The sequence below is a fragment of the Neobacillus sp. K501 genome (assembly GCF_053749995.1).
In genome coordinates this window covers 391449-406922 of sequence record NZ_JBSLYA010000001.1, presented here as the reverse complement: position 1 = coordinate 406922, position 15474 = coordinate 391449, and the positions used below count along the sequence as shown (strand labels likewise).

At 39.6% G+C, this 15474-nt stretch carries 18 protein-coding genes; all 18 read left to right on the top strand.

The window, feature by feature from the left end; genetic code table 11:
* The first annotated feature begins 44 nt into the window (after positions 1-44).
* The 18 genes from fapR (at position 45) to ylqF (ending at position 15471) form a co-directional block, all read left to right on the top strand.
* Positions 45-611: a transcription factor FapR gene (gene fapR, locus ACWM35_RS01950; protein ID WP_454814955.1), complete on the top strand. Its 567-nt coding sequence runs from the start codon at positions 45-47 to the stop codon at positions 609-611.
* Positions 612-625: 14 nt separating this feature from the next.
* Positions 626-1621 (top strand): phosphate acyltransferase PlsX, encoded by a 996-nt coding sequence (gene plsX / locus ACWM35_RS01945; RefSeq protein ID WP_454814953.1) that lies wholly within the window; start codon positions 626-628, stop codon positions 1619-1621.
* 15 nt (positions 1622-1636) lie between these two features.
* The gene (fabD, locus tag ACWM35_RS01940) at positions 1637-2584 is read left to right on the top strand and encodes an ACP S-malonyltransferase (RefSeq protein WP_454814952.1); all 948 of its coding nucleotides are present in this window, start codon (positions 1637-1639) and stop codon (positions 2582-2584) included.
* A complete protein-coding gene (fabG, locus tag ACWM35_RS01935; RefSeq protein ID WP_454814950.1) occupies positions 2581-3324 on the top strand; it encodes a 3-oxoacyl-[acyl-carrier-protein] reductase in 744 nt (247 codons plus the stop codon). The genes fabD and fabG overlap by 4 nt, the downstream gene beginning before the upstream one ends.
* A 107-nt stretch (positions 3325-3431) precedes the next feature.
* Complete coding sequence (gene acpP, locus ACWM35_RS01930) at positions 3432-3662, top strand: acyl carrier protein (RefSeq protein ID WP_454814948.1); 231 nt, start codon at positions 3432-3434, stop codon at positions 3660-3662.
* Positions 3663-3823: 161 nt separating this feature from the next.
* Entirely contained in the window at positions 3824-4567 is a 744-nt protein-coding gene (gene rnc, locus ACWM35_RS01925) for a ribonuclease III (protein WP_454814947.1), read from the top strand.
* A 53-nt stretch (positions 4568-4620) separates the two neighbouring features.
* A complete protein-coding gene (smc, locus tag ACWM35_RS01920; protein ID WP_454814945.1) occupies positions 4621-8193 on the top strand; it encodes a chromosome segregation protein SMC in 3573 nt (1190 codons plus the stop codon).
* An 18-nt stretch (positions 8194-8211) separates the two neighbouring features.
* Complete coding sequence (gene ftsY / locus ACWM35_RS01915; RefSeq protein ID WP_454814943.1) at positions 8212-9195, top strand: signal recognition particle-docking protein FtsY; 984 nt, start codon at positions 8212-8214, stop codon at positions 9193-9195.
* A gap of 93 nt (positions 9196-9288) precedes the next feature.
* Complete coding sequence (locus ACWM35_RS01910; protein WP_454814941.1) at positions 9289-9621, top strand: putative DNA-binding protein; 333 nt, start codon at positions 9289-9291, stop codon at positions 9619-9621.
* A 12-nt stretch (positions 9622-9633) separates the two neighbouring features.
* Positions 9634-10986 (top strand): signal recognition particle protein, encoded by a 1353-nt coding sequence (gene ffh, locus ACWM35_RS01905; protein WP_454814939.1) that lies wholly within the window; start codon positions 9634-9636, stop codon positions 10984-10986.
* Between the two features lie 119 nt (positions 10987-11105).
* Complete coding sequence (gene rpsP / locus ACWM35_RS01900; protein ID WP_454814937.1) at positions 11106-11378, top strand: 30S ribosomal protein S16; 273 nt, start codon at positions 11106-11108, stop codon at positions 11376-11378.
* Positions 11379-11389: 11 nt separating this feature from the next.
* On the top strand, positions 11390-11620 hold the full coding sequence (locus ACWM35_RS01895) for a KH domain-containing protein (RefSeq protein WP_454814935.1): 231 nt from the start codon (positions 11390-11392) through the stop codon (positions 11618-11620).
* Between the two features lie 97 nt (positions 11621-11717).
* Positions 11718-12113: a YlqD family protein gene (locus tag ACWM35_RS01890; RefSeq protein ID WP_454814933.1), complete on the top strand. Its 396-nt coding sequence runs from the start codon at positions 11718-11720 to the stop codon at positions 12111-12113.
* Complete coding sequence (rimM, locus tag ACWM35_RS01885) at positions 12114-12632, top strand: ribosome maturation factor RimM (RefSeq protein WP_454814932.1); 519 nt, start codon at positions 12114-12116, stop codon at positions 12630-12632. It begins immediately after the preceding gene.
* A complete protein-coding gene (gene trmD, locus ACWM35_RS01880) occupies positions 12632-13372 on the top strand; it encodes a tRNA (guanosine(37)-N1)-methyltransferase TrmD (protein WP_454815809.1) in 741 nt (246 codons plus the stop codon). The genes rimM and trmD overlap by 1 nt, the downstream gene beginning before the upstream one ends.
* Positions 13373-13517: 145 nt before the next feature.
* Positions 13518-13862, top strand: a complete 345-nt coding sequence (rplS, locus tag ACWM35_RS01875; protein WP_454814930.1) for a 50S ribosomal protein L19 — start codon at positions 13518-13520, stop codon at positions 13860-13862.
* Between the two features lie 168 nt (positions 13863-14030).
* Entirely contained in the window at positions 14031-14582 is a 552-nt protein-coding gene (gene lepB, locus ACWM35_RS01870) for a signal peptidase I (protein ID WP_454814928.1), read from the top strand.
* Between the two features lie 19 nt (positions 14583-14601).
* A complete protein-coding gene (gene ylqF / locus ACWM35_RS01865; protein WP_454814926.1) occupies positions 14602-15471 on the top strand; it encodes a ribosome biogenesis GTPase YlqF in 870 nt (289 codons plus the stop codon).
* The last annotated feature ends 3 nt before the right edge of the window (positions 15472-15474 follow it).

Here is a 15474-nt window from a genome sequence, read left to right as displayed (position 1 = left end):
CTACTATTAGTACCTAGTCATAAGATCTCGGACGGTGTGTTATTATGAGAAGAACAAAGAAAGAACGGCAGCAATTATTAACAGAGACAATTCAGGGAAATCCATTTATTACTGATGAAGATTTGGCAGAGAAATTTCAAGTTAGTGTCCAAACCATTCGTCTTGATCGTTTAGAATTATCGATACCTGAATTGCGTGAAAGAATTAAAAACGTGGCAGAGAAGAAATTTGAAGATGAAGTTCGTTCACTGCCAATTGATGAAATCATTGGTGAGATTATTGATATTGATTTAGATGATAGTGCCATTTCGATTTTTGATGTCAGAGAAGAACATGTTTTTAAACGTAACCAGATTGCACGCGGACATCATGTCTTTGCCCAAGCCAATTCCTTGGCAGTGGCGGTCATCAACGATGAATTAGCTTTAACGGCAAAAGCGAATATCCAATTTAAAAGATCGGTTAAGCAGGATGAACGAGTGGTAGCAAAAGCCAAGGTGATAAAAATTGATGATGGCATTGGCAGGACCATTGTGGAAGTAAACAGCTACGTCAATAATGAAATCGTATTTAGCGGTGAATTTGAAATGTACCGGTCTAAAAACAACTAAAGGATTGAGACTAGATGAAATTAGCGATAGATGCAATGGGCGGTGACCATGCACCAAAAGAAATCGTCCTTGGTGCAATGAAAGCCATTAAAACCTACCCAGACATACATATAACACTCGTTGGTGATGAGAGTAAAATAAAACAGTACTTAACAGATGCTGAGCGAATCACAATTCTACATACGAATGAGGTAATCTTAGGGACGGATGAACCCGTTAGAGCTGTTCGTCGGAAAAAGAATGCATCGATGGTTCTAGCAGCGCAGCAAGTAACCGACGGAGAGGCAGATGCCTGTATTTCTGCAGGAAACACAGGGGCATTAATGGCAGCCGGACTATTTGTCGTTGGAAGAATAGACGGAATTGACAGACCAGCCCTCTCTCCTACATTACCGACCATTGGCGGTGAGGGTTTTCTCTTATTGGATGTTGGGGCAAATGTCGATGCAAAGCCTGAACATTTGCTGCAATATGCAATTATGGGCTCGATCTATAGTGAGAAAGTCCGGGGAATTGCCAATCCACGAGTTGGGTTATTGAATATTGGAACGGAAGATAAAAAGGGAAATGAATTAACAAAGCATTCATTTGAACTGTTAAAACAGGCAAATGTCAATTTTGTTGGGAATGTTGAAGCTAGGGATCTTCTTGACGGTGTGGCAGACGTTGTTATAACAGATGGTTTTACGGGAAATATGGTATTAAAGACCATTGAGGGCACAGCCCTTTCAATGTTTAAAATGTTAAAAACCTCATTAATGAGCAGTGTGAAAAGCAAATTAGCAGCGGCTGTATTAAAACCGGAATTTGCAGCGTTAAAAAATACGATGGACTATTCGGAGTATGGTGGTGCAGGATTATTTGGCCTAAAGGCTCCTGTCATCAAAGCTCATGGATCCTCAAATAGCCAATCTATTTTTAGTGCGATACGGCAGACTAGAGAAATGGTCGAAAAGGATGTTGTAACGCTCATTAAGAAGACGGTTGAAGAATCAAAAATCGAAGCATAAAAAAGGAGAGTGGCCATGAGTAAAATTGCATTTATTTTCCCAGGGCAGGGTTCACAAGTTGTCGGAATGGGGCATCAGCTTGCTGATCAGAATCCTGAAGTAATGGCTTTTTTTAAAAAGGCGGACGAAACTCTTAACTATGAGTTAAGTAAGCTTATTTTTGAGGGGCCTCAAGAGGAATTAACCTTGACCGTTAATACTCAGCCAGCACTTTTAACCACTTCTATAGCGATTTTGGAACACTTCAAAAAGGCAGGAATAAAAGCGGATTTTCTGGCAGGACACAGCCTTGGCGAATATACTGCTCTTGTTGCCTCTGGAGCGATTTCCTTTGAAGAAGGGGTATTTGCTGTTAGAAAAAGAGGCGAGTTTATGGAAGGGGCTGTTCCTAATGGTGAAGGGACAATGGCTGCAGTATTAGGACTTGAGCGAGAATCACTATCTGCAGTTACTGCGGAGGTTACTAAATCAGGTGCTCCCGTTTCATTAGCCAATTTGAATTGTCCTGGACAAATCGTCATTTCAGGTTCGCGTAAAGGTGTAGAGCTTGCTAGCGTTAAAGCGAAGGAAGCTGGGGCGAAGAGAGTAATTCCTTTAGAGGTCAGCGGACCGTTTCATTCTACCTTAATGGAGCCTGCCGCAAGCCAATTACGTGATGTTCTAGATGGACTAAGCATGCAAGATGCAGAAATTCCGGTTATTGCTAATGTCTCAGCAAACCCTATGAGTGCAGCTGATGAAATAAAAGAAAATTTAATCAAACAGCTATATTCACCGGTATTGTGGGAAGATTCAGTTGTGAAAATGGTCGATTTTGGTGTAGATACATTTATTGAAATTGGACCAGGGAAGGTCCTTTCCGGATTAATTAAGAAAATTAATCGATCCGTTAAAACGTATGCTGTATCTGATGAGGACAGCTGTCAATCTGTGATAGCAGCATTAAAGGAGGAACAGCTATGACTTTAGAAGGTAAAGTAGCCCTTGTTACGGGTGCTTCCAGAGGGATTGGCAGAGAAATAGCCCTAGAACTGGCGAGACAGGGTGCGAATGTTGTCGTTAATTATGCGGGCAGCGAAGCGAAAGCCAATGAAGTTGCAGAAGAAATAAAAATGCTTGGGAAAGAAGCTTTTGCTATTAAGTGCGATGTTTCTAACAATGAAGAGGTTTCTGCAATGGTTAAAGAAACCATAGAACGCTTCGGTAAATTAGATATTCTTGTAAATAATGCTGGAATCACGAAAGATAATTTATTAATGAGAATGAAGGAAGAAGAATGGGATGATGTTATTAACATCAATCTAAAAGGTGTTTTCCTTTGTACCAAGGCAGTAACACGGCAAATGATGAAGCAGCGTGTTGGCCGAATTATCAATATTGCCTCCATCGTTGGCGTAAGTGGAAATCCTGGACAGGCTAATTATGTTGCTGCTAAAGCAGGGGTCATTGGATTAACAAAAACGACGGCAAAGGAACTTGCTTCGCGCAATATTACCGTTAATGCCATTGCACCAGGTTTTATTACAACCGATATGACCGACAAACTAACAGAAGAGTTAAAGACTGAGATGTTAAAACAAATTCCATTAGCTCGGTTAGGAGAACCAAAGGATATTGCGAAAATGACTGCTTTCCTGGCATCAGATGACGCTTCCTATATAACTGGCCAAACCCTTCATATTGATGGCGGAATGGTTATGTGATTAGAAAAGCCGAAGCGCCTAGGCGCTGGAGTTGGACAATTTCACAAACAAACGTTTGAATTTTTTACTAAATACACTATAATAGCTTGAGGGGAGGTGAAGTGAACATGGCAGAGGTTTTAGAACGTGTTACTAAAATCATCGTTGACCGTTTAGGTGTGGATGAGTCTCAAGTTACCCTTGAAGCTTCTTTCAAAGAGGATCTTGGCGCTGATTCCCTAGACGTAGTTGAATTAGTTATGGAATTAGAAGATGAGTTTGATATGGAAATTTCTGACGATGATGCTGAAAAAATCAGCACAGTAGGTGATGCTGTTAATTACATAAATAACAAGTAATAATCGTTGGATTTCTTCAAAAGCTCCGTTTTCAAACGGAGCTTTCTTCTGTATTATAGAACTTGGCAGTAAAATAATTCTGCCAGGTTTCTTTGCGTTTTGAATGGTGTTTTTTTAAACTGTGATTAGATGTAAAATTTATGCAAGGTGGAGACTTGATAATGCGCAAAAAAGGTAAAGAAAACGAAATGAAAAATCGCGCAAAAGATAATCAATTTAAGGATTTTCAAACTAAAATTGGTATTCATTTTGAAAATGAAAAATTATTGAAGCAAGCTTTTACTCATTCATCCTATGTGAATGAGCATCGCAGAAAGCCTTATGAAGACAATGAAAGGCTTGAATTTTTAGGGGATGCTGTACTTGAACTGACGGTTTCACAATTCCTTTTTAAAAAATATCCAATGATGAGTGAAGGTGAATTAACGAAGCTCCGCGCTGCCATTGTTTGTGAGCCATCGCTTGTAACCTTAGCCAATGAGCTGAACTTCGGCCCGTTAATCCTATTAGGAAAAGGCGAGGAAATGACTGGCGGTAGAGAACGGCCTGCACTACTTGCCGATGTGTTTGAAGCTTTCATTGGTGCCCTATACTTGGATAAAGGTCTAGAAATCGTCATCGAGATTCTCGATAAAGTTGTTTACCCTAAAATAAATGAAGGTGCTTTTTCTCATGTGATGGATTTTAAAAGCCAACTGCAAGAATTAATTCAAAGAGATGGGATCGGTATAATTGAATACCGGGTATTACTTGAAAAAGGTCCTGCTCATAACAAGGAATTTGTTTCAAGGGTTTCATTAAATGGTGAAGAATTAGGTATTGGTACTGGAAAATCAAAAAAAGAAGCAGAACAGCATGCCGCCCAAAAGGCGCTGGAAGTATTGAAAGCAAAGACAACTTTGTAATACAGTAGAATGCTAAGGGGTGTTTCCGGCCAAGCTCTAGGGAGGATAACGAAATGTATTTAAAACGGTTGGATATCATTGGATTTAAATCCTTTGCCGAACGGATCGGTGTGGATTTTGTTCCAGGAGTCACAGCAGTTGTGGGTCCCAATGGAAGCGGGAAAAGTAATATCACAGATGCTATCCGTTGGGTGTTGGGCGAACAATCTGCTAAATCATTAAGAGGCTCTAAAATGGAAGATATCATTTTTGCTGGAAGTGATTCGAGAAAGCCGTTAAATTATGCGGAAGTCACACTAACACTCGACAATCAAGATGAACGGTTGGCCATTGACTACAATGAGGTTAGCGTTACAAGAAGAGTTACGCGTTCAGGTGAAAGTGAGTTTTTAATTAATAAACAGCCATGCAGGTTAAAGGATATTATTGATTTATTTATGGATTCTGGCCTTGGGAGAGAAGCGTTTTCGATTATCAGCCAAGGGAAGGTAGAAGAAATTCTAAATAGTAAAGCCGAAGACCGGAGAACGATTTTCGAGGAAGCAGCAGGTGTTCTAAAGTATAAAAACCGCAAGAAAAAAGCTGAAGTAAAACTGTCGGAAACACAAGAGAATTTAAACCGTGTAAACGATATATTACATGAGCTGGAAAGCCAGGTAGAACCTCTAAAAATCCAGGCATCGATTGCTAAGGATTATCTTGAGAAAAAAGAAGAACTGGAGAAAATCGAAGTTGCCTTAACTGTATATGATATTGAAGACCTCCATCAAAAGTGGGAAAACTTATCACACCAGCTTGAGACACATCAACAGGAAGAGATAAAACTTGCTTCAACACTGCAAATAAAAGAGGCAAAGATCGAGGAGACGAGGGATCATATCGCTGCCCTTGACGAGTCGATTAATGATTTGCAAAATGTCCTCCTCTATGCGAGTGAAGAGCTTGAAAAGTTGGAAGGCAGAAAAGAAGTTTTAAAGGAACGGAAAAAAAATGCCTCGCAAAATCGGATTCAGCTTGAGAAAAATATCGCTGAATTTACTGAAAAGGTCAATCATTTACAGGGGAATAGAGATAGTCAAAAAGAACTTTTTGATCAGTTGAAAGATCAAGTGAACTCTCTACAGGTTCTTCTTAAGGAAAAACAGGAGAAGCTAACCCTATTTGCTGAAAATATTGATGAAAAAATAGAATCTTTAAAAGGTGAATATATTGAGCTGCTTAACGAGCAGGCAGGTGCTAAGAATGAATCGAAATATATTGATCAACAGCTAGAACAGCAGGAGAGAAAAAGTACCCGGCTCGACTCTGAAAATCAGAGGTATATTGAAGACCGCCGCTTAGCTCAAGCGAAAAAGCAAAAAATCCAGTCAGCGTTAGAAGAAGTTCAAAAAAAGTTAGCTGATCAAGTGGTTGAATTTAGGGAACAGCAGCGAAAGCTCGAGAACATAAAAAATAATTATCAAAAGCAAGAAAAAATGTTGTATCAAGCCTATCAAATTCTTCAGCAGGCTAAATCAAGAAAAGAAATGCTAGAGGAAATGGAAGAGGATTTTTCAGGCTTTTTCCAAGGGGTTAAGGAGATTCTTAAGGCACGCAACAAGAAGCTCCATGGCATTGAGGGGGCTGTAGCAGAACTTGTTACGGTTCCAAAGGAATATGAAACAGCCCTTGAAACGGCATTAGGGGCAGCCCTGCAGCATATTGTTGTTGACACAGAGCAGAATGCCCGACAGGCCATTCAATATTTGAAACAAAATTCTTTTGGTCGTGCTACTTTTTTACCAATGAGTGTTATCAAAGGTAGACCGTTATCCACTGCGCAACTGTCATCCATACAAAATCACCCTTCATTAGTGGGAAGTGCGGTCAGTCTTGTAAAATATGAGGGGAAATATGAAGAAGTCATTCAAAACCTTTTAGGGAATGTCGTAGTCACTAAGGATTTAAAGGGTGCTAATGAACTTGCGAAAATCCTCCAATACCGCTGTCGTCTTGTTACCCTTGAAGGGGATATTGTAAATCCAGGCGGCTCGATGACAGGAGGGGCGGTTAAACAGAAAACAACGTCGTTACTTACTCGTAAAGGTGAGCTTGAAGAGTTAAAGGGGAAAATTGCGGTAATGGACGACAAGACAGCCGTTATCGAAAACCAAGTCAAATCACTGAAAGAGTCCGTTGCTTTAAACGAACAAGCTCTTGAAAAGATTAGGGAATCTGGTGAAGAGTTAAGATTAAGTGAACAATCATTAAAAGGCGACCTTCGTGAAGCAGAGATCGAAGAAAAGAATATTAATGACCGATTAGCCATTTATGATCAAGAAAAAGGTCAATTTTCTGATGAACAACAATCTTTAACCTCACGAAAAGAAAAACTGCACCAAGAAATGGAGATATTCAAAGGGAAAATTGCTTCTCTTGATGAAGAAATCGCCAAATTAACGGAACAAAGGTCGAATAATCTTACTTCAAAAGAGTCCTTAATGAAAGAAATCAATGACCTAAAAGTGGAGTTTGCCGCGAAAAATGAGCAATTTATCAATACAAATGAACGGTTTGAGTTGATTAAAGCGGAATTAAAGGAGAGCGAGCAAAAGTTAATCCTTTATACAGAGGACCTTCAATTATTAAACTCAGAGATGGAAGGCAGTACTTCTGGTGAGCAGCAATTAGAGATAGCTGCCAAACAGAAGCAGCAGGATAAAGAGGAAACTATATCATTAATCTCTTCAAGAAGACAGGAACGGATGAAGATGCAAACCGGACTGGAAGATGCTGAACTTGAGACGAAGGAGATAAAACGGCTTCATAAGGGCATGATTGAAGTTTTAAAAGATGAAGAAGTCAAAATAAACCGTTTGGACGTTGAGCTTGAAACGCGACTTGCCCATCTCAGAGAAGAATATCTCCTTTCATTTGAAGGCGCAAAAGAGCAATATCCGCTTACCGTGCCAGTAGAGGAAGCACGCAAAAAGGTAAAACTCATTAAATTGGCGATTGAAGAACTCGGCAATGTGAATCTTGGAGCGATTGAAGAATACGAGCGAGTCTCAGAACGATATGAATTTTTAAATGAACAAAAGACCGATCTTCAAGAGGCAAAGGATACGCTCTTCCAGGTCATTGAGGAAATGGACATCGAGATGAAACGGCGGTTTGAGCTCACCTTTAATGGGATTCGTGAACACTTTGAGCCCGTGTTTCGTGCTTTATTTGGTGGTGGAAGGGCAGATCTTAAGCTGACCAATCCAGAGGATTTATTAAATACAGGGGTAGAAATTGTTGCCCAGCCGCCAGGAAAGAAACTGCAAAACTTAGGACTTTTATCCGGTGGAGAAAGAGCATTAACAGCGATTGCGCTATTATTTTCCATTTTAAAAGTCCGCCCAGTACCATTCTGTATTCTTGATGAGGTAGAAGCAGCACTAGATGAAGCGAATGTTTTTCGTTTTAGCCAATATTTAAAACGATTTAGTTCTGAAACGCAATTCATTGTTATTACGCATAGAAAAGGCACAATGGAAGAAGCAGATGTTCTTTATGGTGTCACGATGCAGGAATCAGGTGTCTCAAAGCTCGTATCCGTTAGACTAGAAGATACGAAGGAGCTAGTTGAAGTTGAATCATAAAAAATAGGAAGTGAAGAAATGAGCTTTTTTAAGAAATTAAAAGAAAAAATTACGAAACAAACTGAGACGGTAACAGAAAAATTTAAAGAAGGCTTAACCAAAACGAGGGATAATTTCTCTGGCAAAGTAAACGACCTTGTTGCAAGGTACAGAAAAGTGGATGAAGATTTCTTCGAAGAATTAGAGGAAATTCTCATTCAAGCTGATGTGGGGTTTGATACCGTTATGAAGCTCATCGAGGAGCTGAAGATGGAGGTTAAACGCCGAAATATTCAAGACCCTCAGGAAGTTCAAGGTGTTATTTCCGAAAAGCTTGTGGAAATTTACAATGCAGGTGAGGAACAGTCATCACTATTAAATATCCAAGAGGGAGAACTTACCGTCATTCTTTTTGTTGGTGTAAATGGTGTAGGTAAAACAACGACAATCGGGAAACTCGCCCACAAATTCAAAACGGAAGGTAAATCAGTGCTCCTTGCTGCAGGAGATACATTCCGTGCTGGTGCAATCGATCAGCTTGAGGTGTGGGGGGATCGAGTCGGCGTGGATGTGATAAAGCAGGAGGAAGGGTCGGACCCGGCTGCTGTTATGTACGATGCCCTTAAGGCTGCAAAATCACGTAAAGTGGATATTTTGATTTGTGATACAGCAGGACGCCTGCAAAACAAGGTTAATCTGATGAAAGAACTGGAGAAGGTCAAGCGGGTAATTGAACGGGAAGTTCCTGGTGCACCACATGAAGTTCTCTTAGTCCTTGATGCAACGACAGGACAAAATGCCCTCATTCAGGCTAAAACTTTTAAGGAAGCAACGAATGTTAGCGGAATTGTTCTTTCAAAATTGGATGGAACCGCAAAAGGTGGGATTGTTCTTGCAATCCGTAATGAATTGAAAATTCCAGTTAAATTCGTTGGCCTTGGAGAGAAAATGGATGATCTTCAAGTGTTTAATGCAGAGCAATACGTATATGGATTGTTTGCGGACCAAGTGGAACAATCTTAATTGCCGTTGTAAAGGTATTATCTTGACAGACAGTGTAACACTGTGTAAACTTACTTTTGTAAAGGCTTTTCACTTAACATGGGAGTTGGTAGCATGCTTGAAAAAACAACACGAATGAATTATCTCTATGATTTCTATCATTCGTTGTTAACACCAAAGCAACAAAGCTATATGTCTCTCTATTATTTGGATGATTACTCACTTGGAGAAATTGCCGAAGAGTATGATGTCAGCCGACAAGCGGTTTATGATAATATCAAGCGAACAGAGGCAATGCTTGAAGAGTATGAAGAAAAGTTATTATTATTTCAAAAATTTCAAGAGCGCAGCAAGCTTTTACGACATGTTAAAGGAATGCTGTCTGAAGAACACCCTTCAAAGCAGGCAATGTTAGAGGTGGTTGCCGAGCTTGAGAAATTAGATTAGGAGGCGGCATGAATGGCATTTGAAGGATTAGCCGACCGACTGCAGAATACAATTCAAAAAATCCGTGGAAAAGGAAAAGTCTCTGAAGCGGATGTAAAAGAAATGATGCGTGAAGTTCGTCTTGCTCTATTAGAAGCAGACGTTAACTTCAAGGTTGTCAAAGATTTTGTTAAGAAAGTCAGCGAACGTGCAGTAGGACAAGAGGTGTTAAAAAGTTTATCCCCTGGACAGCAAATCATTAAAATTGTTAATGAAGAATTAACAGAGTTAATGGGGGGAGAACAAAGTAAGATTGCCGCATCGAACCGTCCTCCTACCGTTATTATGATGGTGGGATTACAAGGTGCTGGTAAAACAACGACAACAGGGAAATTGGCAAATTTACTTCGTAAAAAGTATAATCGTAAGCCGATGCTTGTTGCCGCCGATATTTATCGTCCAGCAGCGATTAAACAACTTCAGACGCTTGGAAAACAGTTAGATATGCCTGTTTTCTCGCTAGGGGATCAGGTAAGTCCAGTTGAAATTGCCAAAGAAGCCATCGCCAAAGCAAAAGAAGAGCATAATGACTATGTTCTTATTGATACCGCAGGTCGATTGCATGTGGATGAAGCCTTGATGGACGAGCTGAAGGATATTAAAGAATTAACAAAACCTGATGAAATTTTCCTTGTCGTCGATGCGATGACAGGACAGGATGCTGTAAATGTTGCCCAAAGCTTTAATGAACAGCTCGGATTGACGGGTGTTGTTTTGACGAAACTTGACGGTGATACGCGCGGTGGGGCAGCCCTATCGATTCGTGCCGTTACCCAAACCCCAATTAAGTTTATTGGTATGGGAGAGAAGATGGATGCATTGGAGCCGTTTCATCCAGAAAGGATGGCTTCAAGAATTCTTGGCATGGGGGACGTTCTGACGCTCATTGAAAAGGCGCAGGCAAACGTGGATGAAGAAAAGGCAAAAGAGCTTGAGCAAAAAATGCGAACAGCATCTTTTACGCTCGATGACTTTTTGGACCAACTTGGACAGGTACGCAATTTAGGACCGCTTGATGAGTTATTAAAAATGATGCCTGGCGCAAATAAAATCAAAGGCTTGAATAATCTTCAAATCGATGAGAAACAAATTGCCCATGTTGAAGCGATCATTCGCTCTATGACAATGGAAGAAAAGACTCATCCAGAAATCTTGAACTCAAACCGTAAAAGGCGGATTGCAAAAGGGAGCGGTAGACCGGTGCCGGAAGTAAATCGTTTATTAAAACAGTTTGAGGACATGAAGAAGATGATGAAGCAAATGACAGGTATGCAGCAAAAAGGCAAGAAAAAAGGTGGATTTAAATTTCCATTTAAACCTTTTTAATAAGTTTTGTTTTGTTTAAAATTGGTAATAATATATGTAAAGAAAAAACACTTTACAAATGATTTAATAATTGATAATATACTATCTTGTGTGAAACTATTCGGAGGTGCTTATTTAAAATGGCAGTAAAAATTCGTTTAAAGCGTATGGGAGCAAAGAAAACTCCTTTTTATCGTATCGTAGCAGCAGATTCTCGTTCTCCTCGTGATGGACGTTACATTGAAGTGATCGGAACGTACAATCCGGTTGCTCAACCAGCGGCAATCCAAATCAACGAAGAATTAGCTCTTAAATGGTTACAAAATGGTGCGAAACCATCTGATACAGTTCGTAACCTTTTCTCTAACGAAGGCATCATGGAAAAATTCCATAATGCTAAGTTAAGCAAGTAATTGGAGTAAAAATGAAACAATTACTCGAAACGATTGTTAAGCCTCTTGTTGATTTTCCAGATGATGTTCGAGTGGACGTAATCGAAGAAGATCAACGAATTACCTACCATTTATCAGTCAATAAGACAGATATGGGGAAAGTAATTGGAAAGCAGGGGCGCGTTGCAAAGGCCATTAGAACTGTTGTATATGCAGCAGGATCATCACAACAAAAGAAAATTTTTCTAGAAATTGGTGAATAGCTTTTTGCATCTAGATAAAAGGGAGGGTTAATAATCCTCCCTTTTTTGCTATCTTAGAAAAGTGGAAGGATGGAAATTGCTTTAGGGAGGCAATCTTGTGCAAATCATTCAAACGGTTGTGGTGAAACAAATATTAACAGAAGAAAGTAAACAAAAGCTGCTTGAAAAATATTTTGCAGCAAAGCTGCAATTGCAAAAAGAATATCAACAGCTTCAATTTGAATTAAAAAGACTTGAAAAAAATAAAAAGTATCAAACCAGCCTCTTAAACAAACATTTTGAAAAGGAACTTCAAAAACGGGGTGAAAAAGAAAAACAGCTTGAGTTTCAAATTGAACAATTACATATGCTACCGATAGGGAGCGAATTAAAGGAAAAAGAGGTACAAGCCCTTATTGAAGTCAATGTTGGGGATGTATGGGATGAAAAATTAACTCAAAGAACGATCCTTATTAAGGATGGAATGATTGAAGAAATACGAGGTGAAAAATAGATGGAAAAATGGTTTAATGTTGGCAAGATTGTGAATACCCATGGGATTAGAGGTGAGGTGCGAGTTATTTCTCGAACTGATTTCCCTGAGGAGCGCTATAAGATTGGCAACGTTTTGTATTTATTTATGCCAAAAGCTACTGTCCCAATCGAATTAACTGTTAAAACGCATCGCAGTCATAAAAACTTTGATCTCCTAACGTTTGAAGGCTTTGAAAACATTAACGAAGTTGAAAAATTTAGGGATGGGATTTTAAAAGTTCCTGAGTCGCAGTTGGGAGATTTAAATGAAGGTGAATACTATTATCACGAGATTATTGGCTGTAAAGTTGAGACGATTGAAGGAGTGGAAATAGGCACGGTGTCAGAAATCCTTTCACCGGGTGCTAATGATGTTTGGGTTATAAAAGGCAAGGGTGGAAAAGAAATCTTGATTCCTTATATTGATGAGGTAGTTAAGAAAGTTGATGTCAAGGGAAAACTCATCTTAATTGAACCGATGGAAGGGTTACTTTCATGATGAAGATTGATGTTTTATCGCTATTCCCTGAAATGTTTTCAGGTGTTTTTGGACAATCCATTCTACATAAAGCAACAGAGAAGTCGGCAGTTCAATACAATGTTGTCAATTTCCGCGATTACGCTGATAATAAACATCATACCGTCGATGATTATCCTTATGGTGGCGGTGCTGGCATGGTTTTAAAGCCACAGCCTATCTTTGATGCGGTAGAAGCATTAAAAGCACAGGCAGATAGTAGAAACGCGAGAGTCATCCTCCTTTGCCCTCAAGGGGAGCGCTATGATCAACGCAAAGCGGAGGAATTAGCTCAAGAGGAACATCTTATTTTCATCTGCGGTCATTATGAAGGATATGATGAAAGAATCCGCGACCATGTAGTGACAGATGAAATTTCAATTGGTGATTATGTCTTAACTGGCGGGGAGCTTGGCGCCATGGTGGTAATCGACAGTGTTGTCCGTCTTTTACCAGAAGTACTAGGCAATGAAGAATCCCATATGAAGGATTCTTTTAGTACAGGTCTTTTGGAACATCCTCATTACACAAGACCAGCCGATTTTAGAGGATTGAAGGTTCCGGATGTGCTGCTGTCTGGTAATCACAAACTAATCGAGGAGTGGCGGAATAAGGAAGCACTCCGAAGAACACTTACCCGCCGGCCGGATCTTTTAGAGAAGATAGAGTTAACCAAAGAACAGGAAAAATGGCTGATGGAAGTAAAAAAAGAATTTGAATAGTTATTGCACGGGGTTCTTTTTTGTGGTAAGATACTTCTTGTGACTTGAGCTGAGTTTAATAATTCGGGTTGGTCTTATAAAGATGTTCCGCTGCAATGAAATGAATGAGATGTGCATGAGCGTCTGTTGGAAGGAGTTGAAAACGATGCAACAATTAATTAAAGAAATTACACAAGAACAACTTCGTACTGATCTTCCTTCGTTCCGTCCTGGTGACACTGTACGTGTACACGTTAAGGTTGTCGAGGGTACTCGCGAACGTATTCAGTTATTTGAAGGTGTTGTAATTAAGCGTCGTGGTGGTGGAATTAGCGAAACTTTCACAGTTCGTAAGATTTCTTACGGAGTAGGCGTTGAGCGTACTTTCCCTGTCCACACACCTAAAATTGCGAAGCTTGAAGTATTGCGTCGCGGTAAAGTTCGCCGTGCTAAGCTATACTACCTACGTAAGCTACGTGGTAAAAAAGCGCGTATTAAAGAAATTCGATAATAAAAGAAAGAGCTTGCTCTGCAAGCTCTTTTTTCGTACAACCAATCTTATTACTGTAAATAAATCATTAAAGTTTCATAAAAAAAGAGCCCCATCGTGAATAATAGGGTGTTTTTATGTAAAATAAAAGGTAGATAATATTTTTTCAGTGATTGGTGGGGAATTGCTATGGCGAGAAAGAAAAATGAACTCTGGGAATGGATCAAGGCATTATTAATTGCTGTTGCACTTGCAGCAGTCATTCGATATTTTCTTTTTGCACCAATTGTGGTCGATGGATTATCAATGATGCCAACATTACAACATCAAGACAGGATGATTGTAAACAAACTAAGCTATAAAATTGGTGAGCCGGAGCGATTTGATATTATCGTCTTTCATGCACCTGAACAAAAGGATTACATAAAGCGAGTCATTGGCTTACCGGGTGACCAAATTGAATATAAAGATGATACATTATATGTCAATGGGAAAGCCTATGAAGAACCATATTTAGATGAATATAAAGAAGGCGTTGAAGGTCCATTAACGGATCCTTTTAAGCTTGAAGAAACAAAAGTCGGTAAACAAACTGTCCCAGAGGGTGAATTGTTCGTTATGGGTGATAATCGCCGTTTTAGTAAGGATAGCCGGCATATTGGAACCATACCAATGGAAAAGATCATTGGAAAAACGAGCATTGTTTATTGGCCTTTAAAAGATGCTCACATCGTGAAATAGTGTTTGGGAGGTGACTCTTATGACGATTCAATGGTTTCCGGGCCATATGGCCAAAGCCCGTCGAGAGGTCACAGAAAAATTAAAGCTAGTTGATATTATTTTTGAATTGGTTGATGCAAGAATACCGTATTCATCAAGGAATCCAATGATAGATGAAATCATCCAACATAAACCACGGCTGGTTTTATTAAATAAAGCTGATATGGCAGATAAAGCTGTGACAAAAGAATGGATAGCCTTCTTTGCTAAACAAGGTATAAAAGCACTAGCAATCAATTCTCAAGCTGGTGAAGGGATGAAGGAAATAGTCCAAGCATCCCATGAGATTTTAAAAGAAAAATTTGATCGTTTAAAGGCAAAAGGAGTTAAAAATCCACGAGCAATAAGAGCAATGATTGTAGGTATTCCAAATGCTGGTAAATCAACACTGATTAATCGGCTTGCTAAAAAAAATCTTGCCAAGACCGGGAATACACCAGGTGTAACAAAAGCTCAACAGTGGATAAAAGTCGGTAAAGAACTAGAATTATTAGATACCCCCGGAATACTATGGCCTAAATTTGAAGATCAAGAGGTTGGAAAAAAGCTGGCAGTAACCGGAGCAATTAAAGATACGCTATTAAATCTTCAAGATCTTGTCGTTTATTCATTGCAATTTCTCGAGCAACATTATCCAGAGAGACTAAAAGAGCGTTATAAGCTCGAGGCTGTCCCGGAAAATGTAGTGGAGATGTTTGACCACATTGGGGAATTAAGAGGCTGTCTTGGGGCCGGAGGGGTCGTTGATTATGATAAAGTCTCAGAGCTTGTCATAAGGGAAATCAGGTCGGAAAAATTTGGATCGATATCTTTTGAACGGCCAAGCGAACTCGCCACTCCAACAGAATAGTTC

Bases quoted from the DNA above. Each gene is read 5' to 3' on its own strand.
- plsX (WP_454814953.1), top strand. From the start codon at position 626: ATGAAATTAGCGATAGATGCAATGGGCGGTGACCATGCACCAAAAGAA.
- ACWM35_RS01910 (WP_454814941.1), top strand. From the start codon at position 9,289: ATGCTTGAAAAAACAACACGAATGAATTATCTCTATGATTTCTATCAT.
- fabG (WP_454814950.1), top strand. From the start codon at position 2,581: ATGACTTTAGAAGGTAAAGTAGCCCTTGTTACGGGTGCTTCCAGAGGG.
- fabD (WP_454814952.1), top strand. From the start codon at position 1,637: ATGAGTAAAATTGCATTTATTTTCCCAGGGCAGGGTTCACAAGTTGTC.
- trmD (WP_454815809.1), top strand. From the start codon at position 12,632: ATGAAGATTGATGTTTTATCGCTATTCCCTGAAATGTTTTCAGGTGTT.
- rimM (WP_454814932.1), top strand. From the start codon at position 12,114: ATGGAAAAATGGTTTAATGTTGGCAAGATTGTGAATACCCATGGGATT.
- acpP (WP_454814948.1), top strand. From the start codon at position 3,432: ATGGCAGAGGTTTTAGAACGTGTTACTAAAATCATCGTTGACCGTTTA.
- rplS (WP_454814930.1), top strand. From the start codon at position 13,518: ATGCAACAATTAATTAAAGAAATTACACAAGAACAACTTCGTACTGAT.
- lepB (WP_454814928.1), top strand. From the start codon at position 14,031: ATGGCGAGAAAGAAAAATGAACTCTGGGAATGGATCAAGGCATTATTA.
- ACWM35_RS01895 (WP_454814935.1), top strand. From the start codon at position 11,390: ATGAAACAATTACTCGAAACGATTGTTAAGCCTCTTGTTGATTTTCCA.
- fapR (WP_454814955.1), top strand. From the start codon at position 45: ATGAGAAGAACAAAGAAAGAACGGCAGCAATTATTAACAGAGACAATT.
- smc (WP_454814945.1), top strand. From the start codon at position 4,621: ATGTATTTAAAACGGTTGGATATCATTGGATTTAAATCCTTTGCCGAA.
- ftsY (WP_454814943.1), top strand. From the start codon at position 8,212: ATGAGCTTTTTTAAGAAATTAAAAGAAAAAATTACGAAACAAACTGAG.
- ffh (WP_454814939.1), top strand. From the start codon at position 9,634: ATGGCATTTGAAGGATTAGCCGACCGACTGCAGAATACAATTCAAAAA.
- ylqF (WP_454814926.1), top strand. From the start codon at position 14,602: ATGACGATTCAATGGTTTCCGGGCCATATGGCCAAAGCCCGTCGAGAG.
- rpsP (WP_454814937.1), top strand. From the start codon at position 11,106: ATGGCAGTAAAAATTCGTTTAAAGCGTATGGGAGCAAAGAAAACTCCT.
- rnc (WP_454814947.1), top strand. From the start codon at position 3,824: ATGCGCAAAAAAGGTAAAGAAAACGAAATGAAAAATCGCGCAAAAGAT.